Annotated in this window: 19 protein-coding genes; all 19 read right to left on the bottom strand. The window is 26.6% G+C overall.

Annotated features, from left to right (window positions below):
- Positions 1-54: 54 nt before the first annotated feature.
- Positions 55-567, bottom strand: a complete 513-nt coding sequence (locus STABA_RS00195) for a peptidylprolyl isomerase (protein WP_211360459.1) — start codon at positions 565-567, stop codon at positions 55-57.
- A 52-nt stretch (positions 568-619) separates the two neighbouring features.
- Positions 620-1,249 carry a transcription termination/antitermination protein NusG gene (gene nusG / locus STABA_RS00190; protein WP_156005307.1) on the bottom strand — a complete coding sequence of 210 codons (630 nt, stop codon included), beginning with the start codon at positions 1,247-1,249 and terminating at the stop codon, positions 620-622.
- 13 nt (positions 1,250-1,262) lie between these two features.
- A complete protein-coding gene (gene secE / locus STABA_RS00185) occupies positions 1,263-1,664 on the bottom strand; it encodes a preprotein translocase subunit SecE (RefSeq protein WP_156005304.1) in 402 nt (133 codons plus the stop codon).
- Between the two features lie 2 nt (positions 1,665-1,666).
- Complete coding sequence (rpmG, locus tag STABA_RS00180) at positions 1,667-1,828, bottom strand: 50S ribosomal protein L33 (protein ID WP_156005302.1); 162 nt, start codon at positions 1,826-1,828, stop codon at positions 1,667-1,669.
- Positions 1,829-1,854: 26 nt separating this feature from the next.
- The gene (locus STABA_RS00175; RefSeq protein WP_156005299.1) at positions 1,855-2,385 is read right to left on the bottom strand and encodes a hypothetical protein; all 531 of its coding nucleotides are present in this window, start codon (positions 2,383-2,385) and stop codon (positions 1,855-1,857) included.
- 76 nt (positions 2,386-2,461) lie between these two features.
- Positions 2,462-3,178 carry a 23S rRNA (guanosine(2251)-2'-O)-methyltransferase RlmB gene (rlmB, locus tag STABA_RS00170; RefSeq protein WP_170264659.1) on the bottom strand — a complete coding sequence of 239 codons (717 nt, stop codon included), beginning with the start codon at positions 3,176-3,178 and terminating at the stop codon, positions 2,462-2,464.
- Between the two features lies 1 nt (position 3,179).
- Positions 3,180-4,505: a cysteine--tRNA ligase gene (cysS, locus tag STABA_RS00165; protein ID WP_211360458.1), complete on the bottom strand. Its 1,326-nt coding sequence runs from the start codon at positions 4,503-4,505 to the stop codon at positions 3,180-3,182.
- 20 nt (positions 4,506-4,525) lie between these two features.
- The gene (locus STABA_RS00160; protein ID WP_156005291.1) at positions 4,526-5,443 is read right to left on the bottom strand and encodes a hypothetical protein; all 918 of its coding nucleotides are present in this window, start codon (positions 5,441-5,443) and stop codon (positions 4,526-4,528) included.
- Between the two features lie 13 nt (positions 5,444-5,456).
- Positions 5,457-6,125: a uracil-DNA glycosylase gene (locus STABA_RS00155; RefSeq protein WP_156005288.1), complete on the bottom strand. Its 669-nt coding sequence runs from the start codon at positions 6,123-6,125 to the stop codon at positions 5,457-5,459.
- 5 nt (positions 6,126-6,130) lie between these two features.
- Positions 6,131-8,761: a hypothetical protein gene (locus STABA_RS00150; RefSeq protein WP_156005285.1), complete on the bottom strand. Its 2,631-nt coding sequence runs from the start codon at positions 8,759-8,761 to the stop codon at positions 6,131-6,133.
- Positions 8,762-9,954: 1,193 nt separating this feature from the next.
- Positions 9,955-11,196: a hypothetical protein gene (locus STABA_RS00145; protein WP_156005282.1), complete on the bottom strand. Its 1,242-nt coding sequence runs from the start codon at positions 11,194-11,196 to the stop codon at positions 9,955-9,957.
- A 47-nt stretch (positions 11,197-11,243) separates the two neighbouring features.
- Positions 11,244-12,596: a replicative DNA helicase gene (gene dnaB, locus STABA_RS00140; protein WP_156005279.1), complete on the bottom strand. Its 1,353-nt coding sequence runs from the start codon at positions 12,594-12,596 to the stop codon at positions 11,244-11,246.
- Positions 12,596-13,042, bottom strand: a complete 447-nt coding sequence (gene rplI, locus STABA_RS00135; RefSeq protein WP_156005276.1) for a 50S ribosomal protein L9 — start codon at positions 13,040-13,042, stop codon at positions 12,596-12,598. The genes dnaB and rplI overlap by 1 nt, the downstream gene beginning before the upstream one ends.
- A 74-nt stretch (positions 13,043-13,116) precedes the next feature.
- Entirely contained in the window at positions 13,117-13,341 is a 225-nt protein-coding gene (gene rpsR / locus STABA_RS00130) for a 30S ribosomal protein S18 (protein ID WP_156005273.1), read from the bottom strand.
- 14 nt (positions 13,342-13,355) lie between these two features.
- Positions 13,356-13,796, bottom strand: coding sequence for a single-stranded DNA-binding protein (locus tag STABA_RS00125; RefSeq protein WP_156005270.1), 441 nt, complete (start codon positions 13,794-13,796; stop codon positions 13,356-13,358).
- Positions 13,797-13,820: 24 nt separating this feature from the next.
- Complete coding sequence (rpsF, locus tag STABA_RS00120; RefSeq protein WP_156005267.1) at positions 13,821-14,417, bottom strand: 30S ribosomal protein S6; 597 nt, start codon at positions 14,415-14,417, stop codon at positions 13,821-13,823.
- A gap of 94 nt (positions 14,418-14,511) precedes the next feature.
- The gene (locus STABA_RS00115) at positions 14,512-14,952 is read right to left on the bottom strand and encodes a lipoprotein (RefSeq protein WP_156005264.1); all 441 of its coding nucleotides are present in this window, start codon (positions 14,950-14,952) and stop codon (positions 14,512-14,514) included.
- Positions 14,953-15,009: 57 nt separating this feature from the next.
- Positions 15,010-15,618 (bottom strand): 2-C-methyl-D-erythritol 4-phosphate cytidylyltransferase, encoded by a 609-nt coding sequence (locus STABA_RS00110; RefSeq protein WP_156005261.1) that lies wholly within the window; start codon positions 15,616-15,618, stop codon positions 15,010-15,012.
- Positions 15,619-15,666: 48 nt separating this feature from the next.
- Positions 15,667-16,671: a class-II aminoacyl-tRNA synthetase family protein gene (locus STABA_RS00105; RefSeq protein ID WP_156005257.1), complete on the bottom strand. Its 1,005-nt coding sequence runs from the start codon at positions 16,669-16,671 to the stop codon at positions 15,667-15,669.
- Positions 16,672-16,673: the final 2 nt, after the last annotated feature.

Genomic DNA, 16,673 nt, shown 5'->3' with positions numbered 1-16,673 from the left:
CTTTAAAACAACTTTTAAAAATTCAAATTTTTTTACCTTTTATAAAAAATATAATTAATATAATAGTTCAATTGTTTTTATTATAACTGGAGTTTTTGGTACATCATCGTAAAAGTCAATACTTATTGTTTCTACATTTTCAATTTGTCTTGCGACTTCTAAACTTTTTTGCCCAATAAGTTTTCCAAAAGTAGCGTATTGTCCATCTAAAAAACCAGCTTCACCAGTAACTATAAAGAATTGACTTGTAGCACTGTTTGGATCATTAGTTCTTGCCATAGATAAAACACCTTGTTCATGTTTCAATTTTAAGTTGTCTTTTCATCCATTGCTTGAAAATTCACCTTTAATTGGTTGTAAATCTTCTTTTTCTTGCATTTCAATATTAAAGCCTCCTCCTTGAATCATAAATCCTTTAATAACTCTGTGGAAAATCAATCCGTCATAATACTTTTGTTTTACTAAATTTACAAAGTTTTCAACACTTAAAGGAGCTAATTGCGGATACAATTCAGCATCCATAATTCTTCCGTCTTCTAAAATAATTTTAATCTTAACTGTTTTCAAACTAATATCTCCCTATCTTTTTTAAAAAGCAACTTTATAAATAAAGTTGCCGCTATGCTTTGTAAGCTAAATCAAGGTTCAAAAATTCAAATTCTGTTGGAGTGATTCTTCCGAATAACTCAATATTTACTACAGCAACTCCCTTTTCATAATCCATTTCTAATACTTGACCTTCAGTATTAGCAAAAGGACCTTCTTTTACAATAACCACATCTTTTACTTTGAAATCAGCTGTATATAAAACCTTTTCTTTTTTTGGTTGAGTTGTTTGAGTTGCTTTTTGTCCTTGTTGTTTTGCGTTTTCTGTTTGACTATATAAAACTCTAGCCACTTCTTCTGCTGTTATTGGAAAAGGTTTTGCTCCTTTTCCAGAAGATCCAATAAACCCATTTACCCCTGGAGTGTTTCGTACTATAAATCAAGTTTCATCAGTCATTAACATATTAATAAATAAATAACCTGGGTATTTATTTTTATCTGTTAATTTATTATTTTTCCCCATAAATTGAGACTTAGAAATTCTAATGTCAAAAATAACATTTTCCAAACCTGAAGTTTCTATTTTTTGTAATAAATCTCCTCTAACACGGTCTTCATGTCCACTATTACAATTTATAACAAATCACTGACCCTTAAAAGACTCTAACTCTTCAGTAAGGGATGATATTTCTTTATTTTCCATGCTTGTTTATCTCCTAAATAATTTTTATCTCTGCAAATAAATATCTTAATCCTGTATCTACACCATAAAAGAACAAAATAAATATCAATAAAAATATTATAACTCAAGAAAATTTTTGACCTAAATTTGCTCTTCCGCTTCATTTTATTTTATTAATTTCTTTAAGCATTTTAATAGGAGTTTCTTTTAAAGCTAATTTAACATTAATTTTTTTACGATGTTCTTTAACTTTTGCCGCTCTTGCTTTTTTAATTTTTTCTTCTTTTGTTAAACCTTTATCTGCATCAAGTGCATCATAAATTTTTTGGAATTCAGCTTTTTCTTTTGCTTTAGCCTCTGCTTTTAATGCCTTAGTTTTTTCTTTTTCAGCTTTCTTTTGAGCTTTTAAATCTAGATCTTTTTCTTTATCTTTCATGACTATCTTGACTCCTTATGAACAGTTCTTAAATTACACTTATTACAAAACTTTTTAATAACTAATCTATCTCTTTGCGAAATAGTGCTTTTTTGTAAGCTATAATTTCTTGATAGGCATTCTTCACAAACTAACAAGATTTTTTTATTTGATGAAATTGCCATTTTTAAACACTCTTTTCTAAAAGATATTATATAGTTTTATCTTCAATTAGTAAATTAATTAAAAAGTTTTTAAAATTCTTAATTATTTTATCATAATCTCTACGTGTAATTCCTAACATCATACAGATTTTTTTAATTGCATATCCTTTTAGATAAAGACTTGTTGCTAAAATTACAATGTAGTTTGGGTAAGTTTTACAAAAAGCAATAAAAGTACTATCACTTATTTTTTTGAGATTTTCAACTTGGTAGTTTTCATACGAATATCTTTCTATCATAATTTCATAACTAGTTGTTCCATCTTCGTATTGAATAACTCTTTCTGTTTTAAATAAATCTCTATTTTTTCTAGTTATTCATCTTGTATAATCTAATAATCTTTGCCGCAATCTTACATAGTAAAACACAAAAAAATTACTGCATTTATTTTTGTCATAGACATGAGAAATTTCATTAACAGCTTCATAAAAAGGAGTTAATTCTTCACTTAACTCAAACAAGTTATACCGCGAGTTTCTATGAACTTTTTGCATTATTCTTTCTGTATTTTCTGTCATTGTAATTATTTCTTCGTTTGATAAGAAAATAAATCGTTCTTTTAATATAAAATAAATTGCATGCTTTAATCTGTTGCTAGTCAAGACTTGCTTTAAAAAGAATTATACCAGTAGCAACAGATACATTTAGTGAATCAATAATATTTGTTGTGTTAATTTTAAATTTAAAATCAGAGTGACTTACTAGTTTATTTGATAAACCTTTGCCTTCACTTCCTATTAAAATTACTTTTTTGTTTTCAAATTTTAAATCAGCAATATTTGTTGCATCATTTGATAAATAAGATGCATAAACTCAAAAACCTTTTTGTTTTAATACATTAAGTGCATTTGCTAAGTTTGCAACTTTTGCAATGGCAATTTCGTATGCTGTTCCTGCTGAAGTTTTTAAAACTGCAGCTGTTACATCTACTTGATTTCTGTCTAAAATAACTATTCCATCAACTCCAAATAAAACAGCACTTCTTATAATTGCCCCAAAGTTATTAGGATCTTGCACTCTATCCAAAACTAAAATTGTTTGATTTTCTTTATTACTTATTAAATCTTGTAATTGACTATATTCAAAGTCTTTTACATAAGCAATAATATTTTGATGATTTACTTTTTGATTTAATATTTTCTGAAACTTTTGGTTTTCAATGAATTCTAATTTTAAATTTTTAGTTTTTACAACTTCAAAAATTTCATTATCAAATAAAAACCCTTTAACAACATATATTTTTTCAACTAAACTAGGAAAATTTTTAATAATGCTAAAAATGTTTTTCTTTCCAAAAACTAAATTTGGCATCTTAAATAATTCCTCCTTCTTTCAAAACATCTCTTAAATTATCTGCATTTTCAAAATCTTTATTAGCAACTGATTCTAATCACTCTTTTAATTTAGCTTGTGTTTTTTTATCAATTTTTGGTAGTTCATATTTAAAACCAAGTGTACTTAAAATAGCGTTAAATTTATCTAAAGTTCTATCTAAAACCTTATTTTTAAATTGCTTATTAATATTTTTTGCCATTTCATCAAGTAGCGTTATGATCATTGGTGTATTTAAATTATTATTCATAAATTCTTTAAACTTTGTTATGTACTTGTATGAATCAAAATTATCATCAATTGGTGTTTCGTTATTTAATGTAATTTCATTAATAGCAATTTTTCAGTTTGCAGTTTTTAAAAGATTTAATACTTTTGTATTTCAATCAATTGCTTGATCAATTGTTTGTTGATTAATATTTAATGGTTGTCTGTAGTTAGAATTTAAATACATAAATCTTAACACATTTGCTCCATATTTTTTTATAAAATCTTTAACTAAAATTGTATTGCCTAATGATTTAGACATTTTTTCATTATTAATTGATAAGTGACCATTGTGTGCTCAAACTCATGCAACTTCTTTATTGTTTTTTGCTATATATTGAATTCGCTCGTTTTCATGATGAGGGAATTTTAAATCAATTCCTCCAATATGAATATCTAAAGTTTTTGTAAAGAAATTATCTATTAATAAAGCACACTCAGTATGTCATCCTGGTCTACCATAACTTCATTTTGCTAGTCACTTTTTTCCTTTATCTGTTTTTTTTCATAAAACAAAGTCATCAGGATTTTTTTTATTTTTATCCTCTTCAACTCTAGCACCGATATTTAATTCTTCTTTTTTTTGTTTTGATAATTCTCCATATTTGTTTGCTAATGAAGAAATATCAAAATAAACATTACCATCAACTTCATAGGCATGCTTTTTATCTATTAAAACTTCAATAAAATCAATTATTTCTAATAATTTTGAAGAAATAGGTATTACTTTAGTTGGTAATTTTATATTTAAATCTTCTAAATCTTTTAAAAAGGCTTCGCTATACTTTTTTGCAATATCAATTTCAGATACTCCTTCTGCTATAGCTTTATCAATTATTTTGTCATCTATATCTGTTATATTTAATAAATATTTATACTTAATATCTTTAAATTCTAAAAATCTTACAATTAAATCAGATAATATTAAAGGTCTTGCATTTCCAATATGAATATAATTATAAACTGTTGGTCCACAAGTATAAATACGAACTTTTGATTCATCAATTGTTTTTAATTCACCAGAAAGGGAGTCATACATTTTTAGCATTTATTGAATTCCTATCTATCGTTTTTTATCAATGGTGCGACTGCTTTATATGTGTAGTATAAAATTACTGAGTTACCTAATATTTTAACTGGGGCTTGAACAAGTCTTGCCATAAACATTAAAATATATCCATTATCATCTTTACTTGTTTCTAGACCTAAGAATCCATAGTCTCCTCAAGCCGATATTACCGAAGTTACAATATATTCTGATGCTGTTGCAAATAAAAGGATTGGTAAAAAAACATTAAGTTTTTTCTTATTACCAGTAAAAGTCCCTATTAAATAAGCACCTCATACTATAATTACACAAATAAATATTGAGATTAAAAATACTCATTTAAATACTTCTTTACTCATATAAAAACCAACCATTTTTATAGCTCCGTCTGGAAAGTTTGCAGCATCGATCAAGAAATACATTGCACCACCAAATCCCAATAAAAATATATTTAAAAGTGCAACGATTATTCAATTGTTTCCTTTACCAATTCTTAAAAAACTTGCTCCTATTCCTGCAACAAAACCATAACAAATAATTATAATTATAAAAGCAGGGTGAATAAATGAAGGAACAAATAACATAACAATAATTTCAGTTATTAAACCAACTATTACCCCAACAATTGGACCAAAAATAAATCCTGCTATTTTTACCATTAAACCTTCAATAGCAATACGAATTGGAGGGAAAACTGTAACTGGCGCAACAAGCGAAACAACAATTGTAACACTTGCGCTAACAGCAACAAGCATAGTTATATACGCAATATTTTTTGTTGTAAATCTAATTCCGTGATATCTTTCTCTTAAAATTGAATAAGATAGACTATTGTAAACAATATAGGCTACAATAAAGAAACCAATAATCCCTGCTCCTAAATACGCCAAATTGTTACCTTTTAACAATAACTCTGCGAACCTTTGCATAAAACTTCTCCTTTTATCTGCTTCAATCTATAACTTCTAATCCAAGATTATCTAGGAATGAATTTATTCTAGAAAAGGGTTTTGAATTTGCAAAACCTCTTTTATAACTAAACGGTGAAGGGTGTGCACTAATAATCACATAATCACTATTTATATTAAGATTATTATATAAGTTTTTTGCAAAATTTCCTCATAAACAAAAAATTATATTTTTATTTTTATTGTATAAAAATTTTATTATTTTAAGAACAATCTCTTTTCAACCATAATCCGCATGTGATCCAGGGTTTGATTCAACCACTGTTAATGATGTATTAATTAATAAAACACCTTGCTTCACTCACTCAGATAAGTCATTATTATCAAAATGATCAATATATAGATCATTTTTTAACTCTTTAAAAATGTTTCTTAAGCTTTGTGGTGTTTTTGCGCTTTTATTTGCACTAAATGCAATCCCGTTTGCAACATTTTTTGTGTGATATGGATCTTGCCCTAAAATAATTACTTTTACATTTTCAAAATCAAGCAACTTAAAAACTTTAAATATATCTTCTTTTTTTGGATAAACATTATTAAAATCACTAATTTTATTAATCACTGCACTAATGCCATTTTTAATTTCATAATGGTTAAAAACTAAAGCTCAACTTTTTTTAATATCTTTTAATAAATCTTCCATAAGACTTATTTTAACATTTTTTCATATTTTTTACGGTTTGCTTGTTCACTTTTTTTTATTTTTTTAAGTAATTTTTTGTCTTGTTTTGTTAATTCTTCTTTTTGATCTTCTTCTTTAGCATCCATTCTTGGCGTTGAATAAATTGTATCATCATCAATTATTGGTCCTAAATCTATAACATCATCATTTTTTTTACCTAATTGAATACTACTTGTTGGTATTAAATTTTGTTCATATATTTTTGTTATTGTTCCTGAGTCTTCAACACTTTCTAAATCTGCAATTAGTTGTACTGGTGTTTGAACTAATGGTTGTACAATATTACTTGTACTGATTTTATCTAATGAAATATCATCATTTATAATTTCGGGTTCTTTAGATTTTTGTTGTTTTTGTAATTTTTTATTTAATTTTTCTTCTTTTTTAATTGCTTTTTTATTAACTAAATTACCATCAACATTGCTAATCATCTTATTATCTACAACATAAGACAATGCTTGAGTATTGCTTAATGGATCTCGATTTTTATTTTTCCTTTTTTTAGCTTTTTTGAGTGCTTTTTTATCATTTTTTATTGCACCAAAATCTTCATAGTCTTCTTGTTGGGCATCCATTCTTGGAGTAGAAAAAATTGTATCATCATCATCTACTGGTCCTAAATCGATAACACCATCATCTTTTTTTACTAAATTTAAATCACTTGTTAATAGTCCGTTTTGATATTGTTGTTCTAAAGTGTTTATATCATATATATCTGAAAGGTTAGCCCTACTATTTAAATTATCATTTTTTTGCTCATTCATATTAGATGATTTATTATAATTTAATTCATCTAACGCTCTTTTTTCAGATTGTCCTTGTATTCTACTATCTAGATTATCTAAATCATTAATTTTGCTCTGATTTTCTAGATCCCTATTATCAAACACAAAAGATTCGGACTCGTTTTGTCCTCTATCGTATTTTCATTTTCCACTTAAATGTCTTTTTTCATAGTCTTCAAGTGAACTTAATGCATCTAAATCATAATCATCCATTTGTTCAGAATGATATTTTTCTTCCAATTCTTTTTGAATTGATAGTCTTTGCTTATTGTAATCAGATTCACTTTTGTTACTATAAGATTGTCAACTTTCACTTAAATGTCTTTTTTCATAGTCTTCAAGTGAACTTAATGCATCTAAATCATAATCATCAATATGATTTTTTTTATCATCTCAAGAAGTTTTGCTTTGACGACCACCCTCTAAAACTGAACTCATATTATCTTGATTTTCAATAATATTTTCTTGAGCATCTTGTTCACGTTTTAACCTGTTAATTCCTTTACTGTTTTTGTTGTGATGTATAATTTCATCATTTTCAAAATCTATATCATTCACAAACATTGAGCTGTTTATTTCGAAATTATCTAGAGCTTCGTCTTCTTCCTTCTTTTCTTTTGATTTACCTACTTTTGTTTTTTTAGAATAAACTGATGCTTCTCCCAAACTATCATCATCTTTATTATTAACTTCTAAATCATCAATTTGAACAATTGCGCCTTCATCATCATAGGCACTTATATCAAGAGCCATTGTTAAATCATCAAATACAAATTTTTTATTTCTTTTTGATTTTTTGTTATTTGCACCATTTTCATTATTTGCTTGAGCTCCACTACTTTGATTAAAAGTATTATTGTCATCAGAACTTATGTTGTCATAGCTTTGATTGCTTTCAAAACCACTTTCTTGATTTTGTTGCGTATTTTGAGATTGTAGATCTGCATCTTGATTTTGATTTCCCAGGTTTTGAGGACGCTGTACTTGATTGTTTCTTTGTAAACTTTGTTGTGAATTATTTGGTTGCTTGTTTCATCCTAGTTGAGTTGAGCTATTTTGTGGTTGTACTGAATTATTTTGGTTATCACTTAAACTTTGAGGTTGTTGTAATTGATTATTTCTTGTTTGGTTTTGTGGTACTGCAATGTTTTGAGCGGCTTGATTATTTGAACTTTGTTGTGTTGAACTTGTCTGACCACTTAAACTTTGAGGTTGTTGTAATTGATTATTTCTTGTTTGGTTTTGTGGTACTGCAATGTTTTGAGCAGGTTTGTTACTATTAATTTGTGGTTGTGATTGACTTCATCCATTAGTATTTGAATTAACTTGTGGAGGATTGGAATAAATATTACTATTAAAACTTTGAGGTTGATTTAAACCTTCACTTAATATTGGTGGCGTGCTAAACATAGGACTTGAAGGAACTCCTCCGTTGTTTAAAAAACCACCATTGTATAAAGGTGTACCTCCTGTTGGGGTCCTGCTAAATAATGATGAGTATTGAGCGCTAGGGCTATAACCAAAAGGTAATTTATTTTCTATTATAATTTGTTGAGGTAATTGTAATGACTTATGACATGAAGGAGAGCTTGATTCATAATATAATGGTGAAGCACTTATGATTGGTTGTATAACTACTGGATTTTCGATTAGCGTTCCATAAACAGCTGATCAAGGTTCTCCAAAATTACTAAAAAGTGATTGTAAGAATTTATGAGCGTCTATTTCACTCACAAATGATGCAATCACTTTATTCACATTGCCATCAACAACATGAAAATAGCCGTTATCTAACTTAATGTAATAATTCACAACTGCCCCTACCTAACTTTTTGTTAATTATCTCATATTTTTAGTAATTTTTAAACTCTATTTTGAACATCTAAAATAAAAAGAAACGTAAATGTGTACTTTTATTATTAAATTTTATAAATGGCAAAATAATGATCAAAAAAAATCAAGCTTTTTGAAAGGCAAAAAAATGGGAATAAAAAGTGGCGCACTAAAGTATAATGTTAGCACAAGTGCGGTCAAAAGACGAAAGCCAGAATTTAAACTAAAGAAAATATTTTTAAATTTAGATCTTATTGATGAATAGTAAATATCATAATGATACGACAACAAAAAATTAAGAAAAGCTTTAAGTTAACTCAAGATAAAAAAGAATTAGGGAAGAAAAGTAATTAACAGTACTTTGAATTTTTGAAAAACAAAAAACATTAATTTAACGCTAGTTTGTAAATATTTAGGTATTTCAAGATTTGGCCATTTAAATCAGCTAAATAATGAAAAGCCTGTGGATAAAACTATAATCGCATTCTTACTATAAAAATTATATTTATTATTTATGTAACAATGTTTTGGATACAACATGATACTATAAGTCGCTTATAAATATATAAAAATTAACAATTTAAAAGAGATATGAAAAAGCTACAAAATATGACAAACCTGGTCCTTTGAGATAAAAAAACTTATTCAATTAAAGTTTAATACAGATAGCTTGAATCTAAAAAGAGTTACAAATATAACTTACGTAAAGACAGCTTTAGGATATACAGTTTATTTGTCATAAAAGATTTATATAATTCAAAAATTATAGATTTAAAATTATCTAATAGTATAAATGATAAATTATGTTATGCGAAGTTTATTTTTTCTAATTAAAAAAGTGGTATCTCTCATATTGTTCATTTTTGTCAAGGTATTCACTATATAATAGAACTCTGAAAATATTATATTAAAAAACAAGATAAGTATGTATATCACCCTAAATCACTTTCCTGGTTATGGAGCGTGAAATCTTTCTAGAACTATAAAAATGAATATATTCATACTTATAAAATAGAAGGGCTTAATTATTTAAATATCTATACAATAATTTCATTTATATTGATTTTCATAAATATGTTAGACCTAGTATAAAATATAAAAAATACATACGATATTCGTATGGATAAAGTATCTATTTAATCAAAATTTTAATTGACTAGTTCAATTTATACCTATTTTCTAAAAATTGTGATATTTGGTGTGAAATTTTTATCATATATGTTAAACATATCTTGTTTTTCGTTTTCTGTTGTATTTTTAAATATGTATTGATATGGTTCATATCAATAAATTGAATGTTCAATACCATCTGGGTTATTTGTACTTGTTACAGCTGTGATGTCAACAGTTTTTAAACTTCATTGTAAAATAACTTTATCTAAATTATTATAATCTATTCTAAATTTTCTCTCTTCTATACTATTGTTTCCTGGATCATCAAAATCCAGACTGATTTTTGCAAAACTTTTTGACTCTGTATGAATAAGAGTTGAGCTTGCTTGAATTATTTTTCCATCATCAGAATTGTAAAGTCTAAATTTATCATCAGTTTTTCCTGCTTTTGGTGCATTTCCATCTATTGGTTCAACTACTTTATTATCTACTTGTTTAGGAACTTCAAACTCTCCTAACAGTTTAAGTGGTTTGTTAGTTTTTTCATCTTCTAAAGTTGAGTCTAATTTTCTTGCTCTTGTAACTATTTCTTGATCATAAGTGTTTGCTGAATCATAATTTTCAAAAATTCTGTTTTGAGCATCCGAACCTTGTGCTAGAGCTGCAAATGTTTCATTTAAAGAAGCACCAGTTTTTATAATATGTTCTGCATCACTTTTAAATGATGTATGTCCATCTAAACCATCTGCTAAATCAAAACTATCTACAATTTCTGATTTTGTTACTTCTTTATTTTCTTTTGTTTTTTTAACAACAAAAACTCTAGCATCATCTTTTAAACTAAATAAACTATTTTGACCTTTTTTTGCAGCATCTGATCTTTCAAAATTAACCGCAATAAAGTTAGTATTTCTAGATGCTTCGTATGAGTTTTTAAAATCTTTAAAAACCGAATCTGTAGAATCACTATTTTTTTTAATGTAATTCATAAGTGATAAGCTTTGTCCTTGATCACCTAAAAAATCTTTTTGTTTTTTTAATGTTTTTGAATCTTGATATTTTTCATCTGTAAATGTGATTGCTTCTAACAACAAATTAGTAACTCCAACTACTTTATTTTGCCCTACTGAATTATCATAATTTTTTACTTCTAAAACATCTTCATTATCTTCTGATTTTTCCTTACCATCAACTGTAATTTTAATTGCTTTTGTGGGAATTTGACATCCTGCTGAGGTTGCTGATACGCTTGATATGGCACCTAAACTAAATGCACTAACTAAAGACAACAATTTCTTCATATTTTAAACCGTCCTAACTTTTTAATTTTACATTATTTTTATACTTTTTATGAATTTTTTGATCTATCAGTGAACTTACCATAATTTCTTAAGAAGTTAACTTTAATTACACCTGTTGCACCATTTCTGTGTTTTGAAATGATTACATCTGTTTCGTCATTTTGACTATCATCAAAAACTTCATATTCTTTCTTTTCATAATATGCTTTTCTATATAAAAACATTATTATATCTGCATCTTGTTCTATGGCTCCCGAATCTCTTAAATCTGACATTAAAGGAACTTTTTCTTCTCTCTTTTCTACACTACGTGATAGTTGCGATAAACACACTATTGGTATGTTTAGTTCTCTTGCTATTTTTTTTAAGTGCCTAGAAATTGCAGCAACTTCATTTTGACGATTATCCATTCTACTTTGCATTGATGAAATCAATTGTAAATAATCTATAAAGCATATATCGATTTCAAAGTCTCTTTTTAATTTTCTTAATTTTGATTGAATTTGCATCACATTTAATCCTGGTGAGTCATCAATCACAATATTTAACTTTTTTATTTGCTCAGCTCCATTTGTTATTCTTTTTCAAACAGATTCTGTTAAGTTTTGAGCAGTTCTTAGTGATGAAGAATCAACTGCAGAGACAGATGATAACACTCTTTGAACTAATTGTTCTTTTGGCATTTCTAACGAGAAAAAAACTACTCCTTTTTTTCTTTCTGCTGCATTTATTGCTAAATTTAAAGCAAAAGCAGTTTTTCCCATACTTGGTCTTGCGGCCAAAATAACAAAATCACCTTTTTGCCATCCATTTGTAATATTATCTAAATCTTTAAAACCTGATGCAACTCCATTAATTGAACTTCCTGTATTTTGTAAGTCATGAATTTTTTTAACTACATCAACAACGGTTTCTTTAATTGCCTGAGCATCATCCTTTTGAATTTCAGTTTTTATATCTAATATTTTTTGTTGAGCAACTAAAAATATTTCATCAATAGGAGATTTTGCTTCTCTTAATCTTTTAACTTCATTAACAGCTCTATCAAGTTGTCTTCCGATTGAGTTTTTAAAAACTATTTCAACATAATCTTCAAAACCTTCATCTGTATAAAAGTAACTTGAAACTTCTCCAATGTATTCAATTCCACCAACTTGTTCTAGTTGTTTTTTTTGTTGTAAATGATCTGCAATTTTTGTGATTGTAGGATTTTGACTATTTTGATTTAAATCTCTAATAGCTTCAAAAATCATTCTATGCGGTTCAATTGAAAAATCGTTTGCTTCTAGCTGAGTTAATATTTCAAAATTAACTTTTGGTGAATGCATTGCGATTGCTAGAACTGCTTTTTCTGAATCTAAAAGAACTGTTTGTGAATTTAAATCTAAATTTTCATTCATTATTTTATTCCTTCTACTTGAACTTTTAATGTAGCTATTATTTTAAAGTCAAGTTTGATTTTTAAGTAATGTAAACCAATATCAGTTAAATTATCATGTTTTTCAAACTTTCTTTTATCTACATCTATAGCATATTCTTTTTTTAATCTATCACAAATCTGAGACAAAGAAATAGATCCAAATGATTTATTATCTTTAACTTTTAAACCAAAATTTAAAATATTTGCTTCAATTTTTGTTTTTAAATCCTCTACTTCTCGTTTTTGTGAATCTATCTTTTCTTGCTCCTTTTTTAATTTAACTCCTAAATGACTTAAATCATTTTTTGTAGCAACAATAGCTAGTTTTTTTGGTATTAAATAGTTTCTTGCATAACCATCTGAAACTTCAACTATTTGGTCTTTTTTCCCATAGTTTTTGACGTCTTGTAATAAAATAACTTTCATAAAAATCACCACCTTTATTATAACAAACAATTAAAAAGCACCCAATCTTTTTGAGTGCTTAATAAAATTAAAAATTAGTTGCTTACAAATGGAAGTAATCCCATTATTCTAGCTCTTTTAATTGCAGTTGCTAGCATTCTTTGATGTTTTGGTGAAGTACCAGTAATTCTTCTTGGTAAAATTTGTCCATTAGTTGATATAAATTTTTTTAATAAATCTACATCTTTGTAATCTATATAAGCAATATTATTTTTAGCAAAAAAGTTAACTTTTTTTCTTCTTACGAATTTTGGTTTCATAATCTATTCTCCTTTTAGTCTTCTCATAAAATTGAATCGTCATCATTTGAAGGTTTGTTATCTTCAACTAAATCAAAATCATAATTATTTGTTTGTGGTCTACTCATTTCTGGTTGAGAATTGCTTTGAGAAACATTCATTCCACCAGCTTGATTTGCCCCTAAAAATTGAACTCTGTTTGCTCTTATCGAAACAACTGTTGAATATTGTCCATTGTTATTATCTTGACGAACATTTATATTTCCTTCAACAGAAATCTGTGCACCTTTTTTTACATAACGCGCCATATTTTCTGCTGTTTTTTCTCATGCAAAACATGGAATAAACTGAGTGTATTGGTTTCCTCCTCCAAACTCATTTACAGCTAATGTAAATGCTACATAAGATTTACCTCCACTTGAAGTTCTTAATTCAGGATCTTTTGTTATTCTTCCTATTAAATTAACTGAGTTCATATTTCCTCCTAAGAAATCAGATTATTAAGAATCTTTTTTAGTTACTTTTTTTTCTGCAGTTGCTTTTTTAGTTACTTTTTTTTCTGCTGATTCTACTTTTGTTGGTTTTTCAGCAACATCTTTTGCTGTTTTAGGTGTAGATTCAACTTCTTTAATAGCTTCTTTTACGCTTTCTGATTTAATAACATTTTCTTTTTGAGGTGCTTCACTAGCAGTTGTATCACCTTCAGGTCTTCTATAACCTGGTTTTCTTTCAAAATTTCTTGAAGGTTTTTTTTCTTCTTTAAATTTTGACATATCTGTTTTTGATAATTTTGTTGATTGAACGTATTTTTTTTCATTTTCAGTATTGATAATTAATTCACGAACAACACTTTTATCAATTCTTGAAATACGTCTAAATTCTTCAATGTTATCACTTTGTGTTTCTACTATTAAAACAAAGTAATGACCTTTTTTCTTTTTGTTTATTTCATAAGCAAAATCTTTTAACCCTCATTCTTCAGATTCAAGAATTTTACCCCCATTAGCAACAAGAACATCGTTAAGTTTCTTTTGAACACCCTTAACATCACTAGCGTCTTGGTCAATAATATACATAACTTCGTATTTTCTGATCATATATTTTATAAATTCTCCTTATGGTCTTTTGGCCTAATTTCAGGCAAGGAGTTAATAAAAATTAACTCGCTTATATATTATATATTAAAACTATTTAATTCTTTGTATTTTTTATGACAATTTTTGTTATTGATAATTGATTTATATATTTATTGTAATTTTTACTTAGTTTAAGATTCATGCTGTTAATTGTGCTACTCTCATCAACTTCTTTGATATATGAAAACCTAATAATAACTTTTCCTCTGAAATTAGTTGATGTTGAAGATGCTTTTAACTTTACACTGCTTGTTGTTATTTTCCCACTTACTTCAAAATCAGATGCACTTATACCAAAGTCAGCATTTTTATCTAATACTGCGTTAATTATTTCTGTAGCAGTTGGCAAGTCTTTTGTTCCTTTCAATTCACCAATATCTTGAACCGGAAGTTCTCTTAAACTCTTTTTTACTTTAATAGGATAACACGCAGTAACTGAAGATGTTATAGTTAACGATATGCCAAACGCACCTAATATACTTAATAATTTTTTCATTATATTCTCCATATTTATCTATATATTATTTTATTATATTTAGCCCTAAAAAAACTTTTAACTCTTGATATCCTTTTTAAAAGTTATTTTCTTATTTGTTTCTTCTCCTATAATAGTTTTTAATTTATACCCTTTTAACTCTAAGGCTTGAAAATCATCATATCAATTCTCGTCAATATTTGCATACTCTTTTTTTATAGAAGTAGTTTTAAATAATTGAGGAGTTTGACTTAATACATATTCTTCTCTGTTTACAGTTTTTATAGTGTCGCCAATCTTTTTTAAACAACTTGTTATTTTAAGTATTGGAATTATTCCATCGCTATCTTTTATATTTTCTATTAGACTGTTTATTAACTCTTGACCCACATAAGGTCTTGCTCCATCATGAATCATCACAAAACTACTTTTAACATAATTTAAACCTTTTTGAACGGAAAGACTTCTTGTTTTTCCGCCTTTTACTAGTATTAAATTTTTATATTTATTATCTAAAATATTTTTTATTTCATCATTTGTAACAATGATTATATTTTTAATTTTTTCAATGTTGATAAATTTTTCAATTGTTAGTTCTATTACAAATCTTTCATCAATTTTTTCTAATAATTTATTTGAACCATATCTTTGGCCAGTTCCATTTGCAACTATAATTAAATCAACCATAAATTCTCCTTAATAAAATTATAAATAAAAACCAACCTTATAGGTTGATTATAATATTTTAATATTGTTTGTATTGCAATAATCAAGAAAATCTTGATCCCAAATAGAAGATTGAACTTCGCCTATGTGTTGTTTTTCTAAAATACCCATTGTGATTCTATCTATAAATATTCCACATGACAATGTCATAGGTAGCTTGTTAGATTTTAACAAATGATGATATTGAGTTTGTGTTTTTACATTTTCTTTTAAAATATTATTTTGTCTTTTTAACATTTCTCTATCAACTGTATAACTTACATAACCAATACTTACAACTTTTTCACAGTCACTATTATAATAATAAATTTTTGAAAAAGTTTTAAAATCAAATATATCGCTTGAAAACTGGTTGGCGCTACTTTGGTTTAATAATTTTTCAACATAATCTTGTAAAACAAAAGAGCCATTGTCTCTTCCAAAACGATTTATTCTTTCGTTAAAAGTTAAAAGTGGATAAAGTTCTTTTAATTTTTTATGTGTTACAAAAATCAAAGTATTTCCAAAATGACTTATATTTAATTTAGTAAAATTTCTCGAAACTTCTTTATCTACAGTTGAAATAATTTGAAAAATTCCTGTAATAGCTTTATTAACTTCTTCAATGTTATATTCTGTTTTTATAATTTCCATTCCAAACTCATGATAAGTTACAGATGAAATATTACTAATTTCAGAGTCTCTTTCAATAGCTTGAAAGTCTGTAAAAATCCCTACATTGTTTTCTTTTAAACCTAATTCACCTAAAAAGTATCTTCTTCATTTATTATTTGATTGTAAAATTTCACCATAACTATTGTTATAGGAAATATCAAAATCTATTGGTCTTTTGGTTTGTTGATTATCATCATTCAATCACAAGTGTTTATCTGTAACAATTGATGAGTTAACTTCGATAAGGCTAAACTTTACTTTCAAACTTTCTTTAATTTTCTTTTTGATTTGTTCCATTCCTTGAATAGTTTCTAACAAACTAAGCTTTGAAACATAACCTAATGCAATTCCAAACTTCATAA

The sequence above is a fragment of the Spiroplasma tabanidicola genome, assembly GCF_009730595.1.
GTDB classification, from domain to species: Bacteria; Bacillota_I; Bacilli_A; order Mycoplasmatales; family Mycoplasmataceae; genus Spiroplasma_A; species Spiroplasma_A tabanidicola.
The sequence above is the reverse complement of the archived record's forward strand: the minus strand, read 5'-3'. Positions and strand labels throughout refer to the sequence as shown.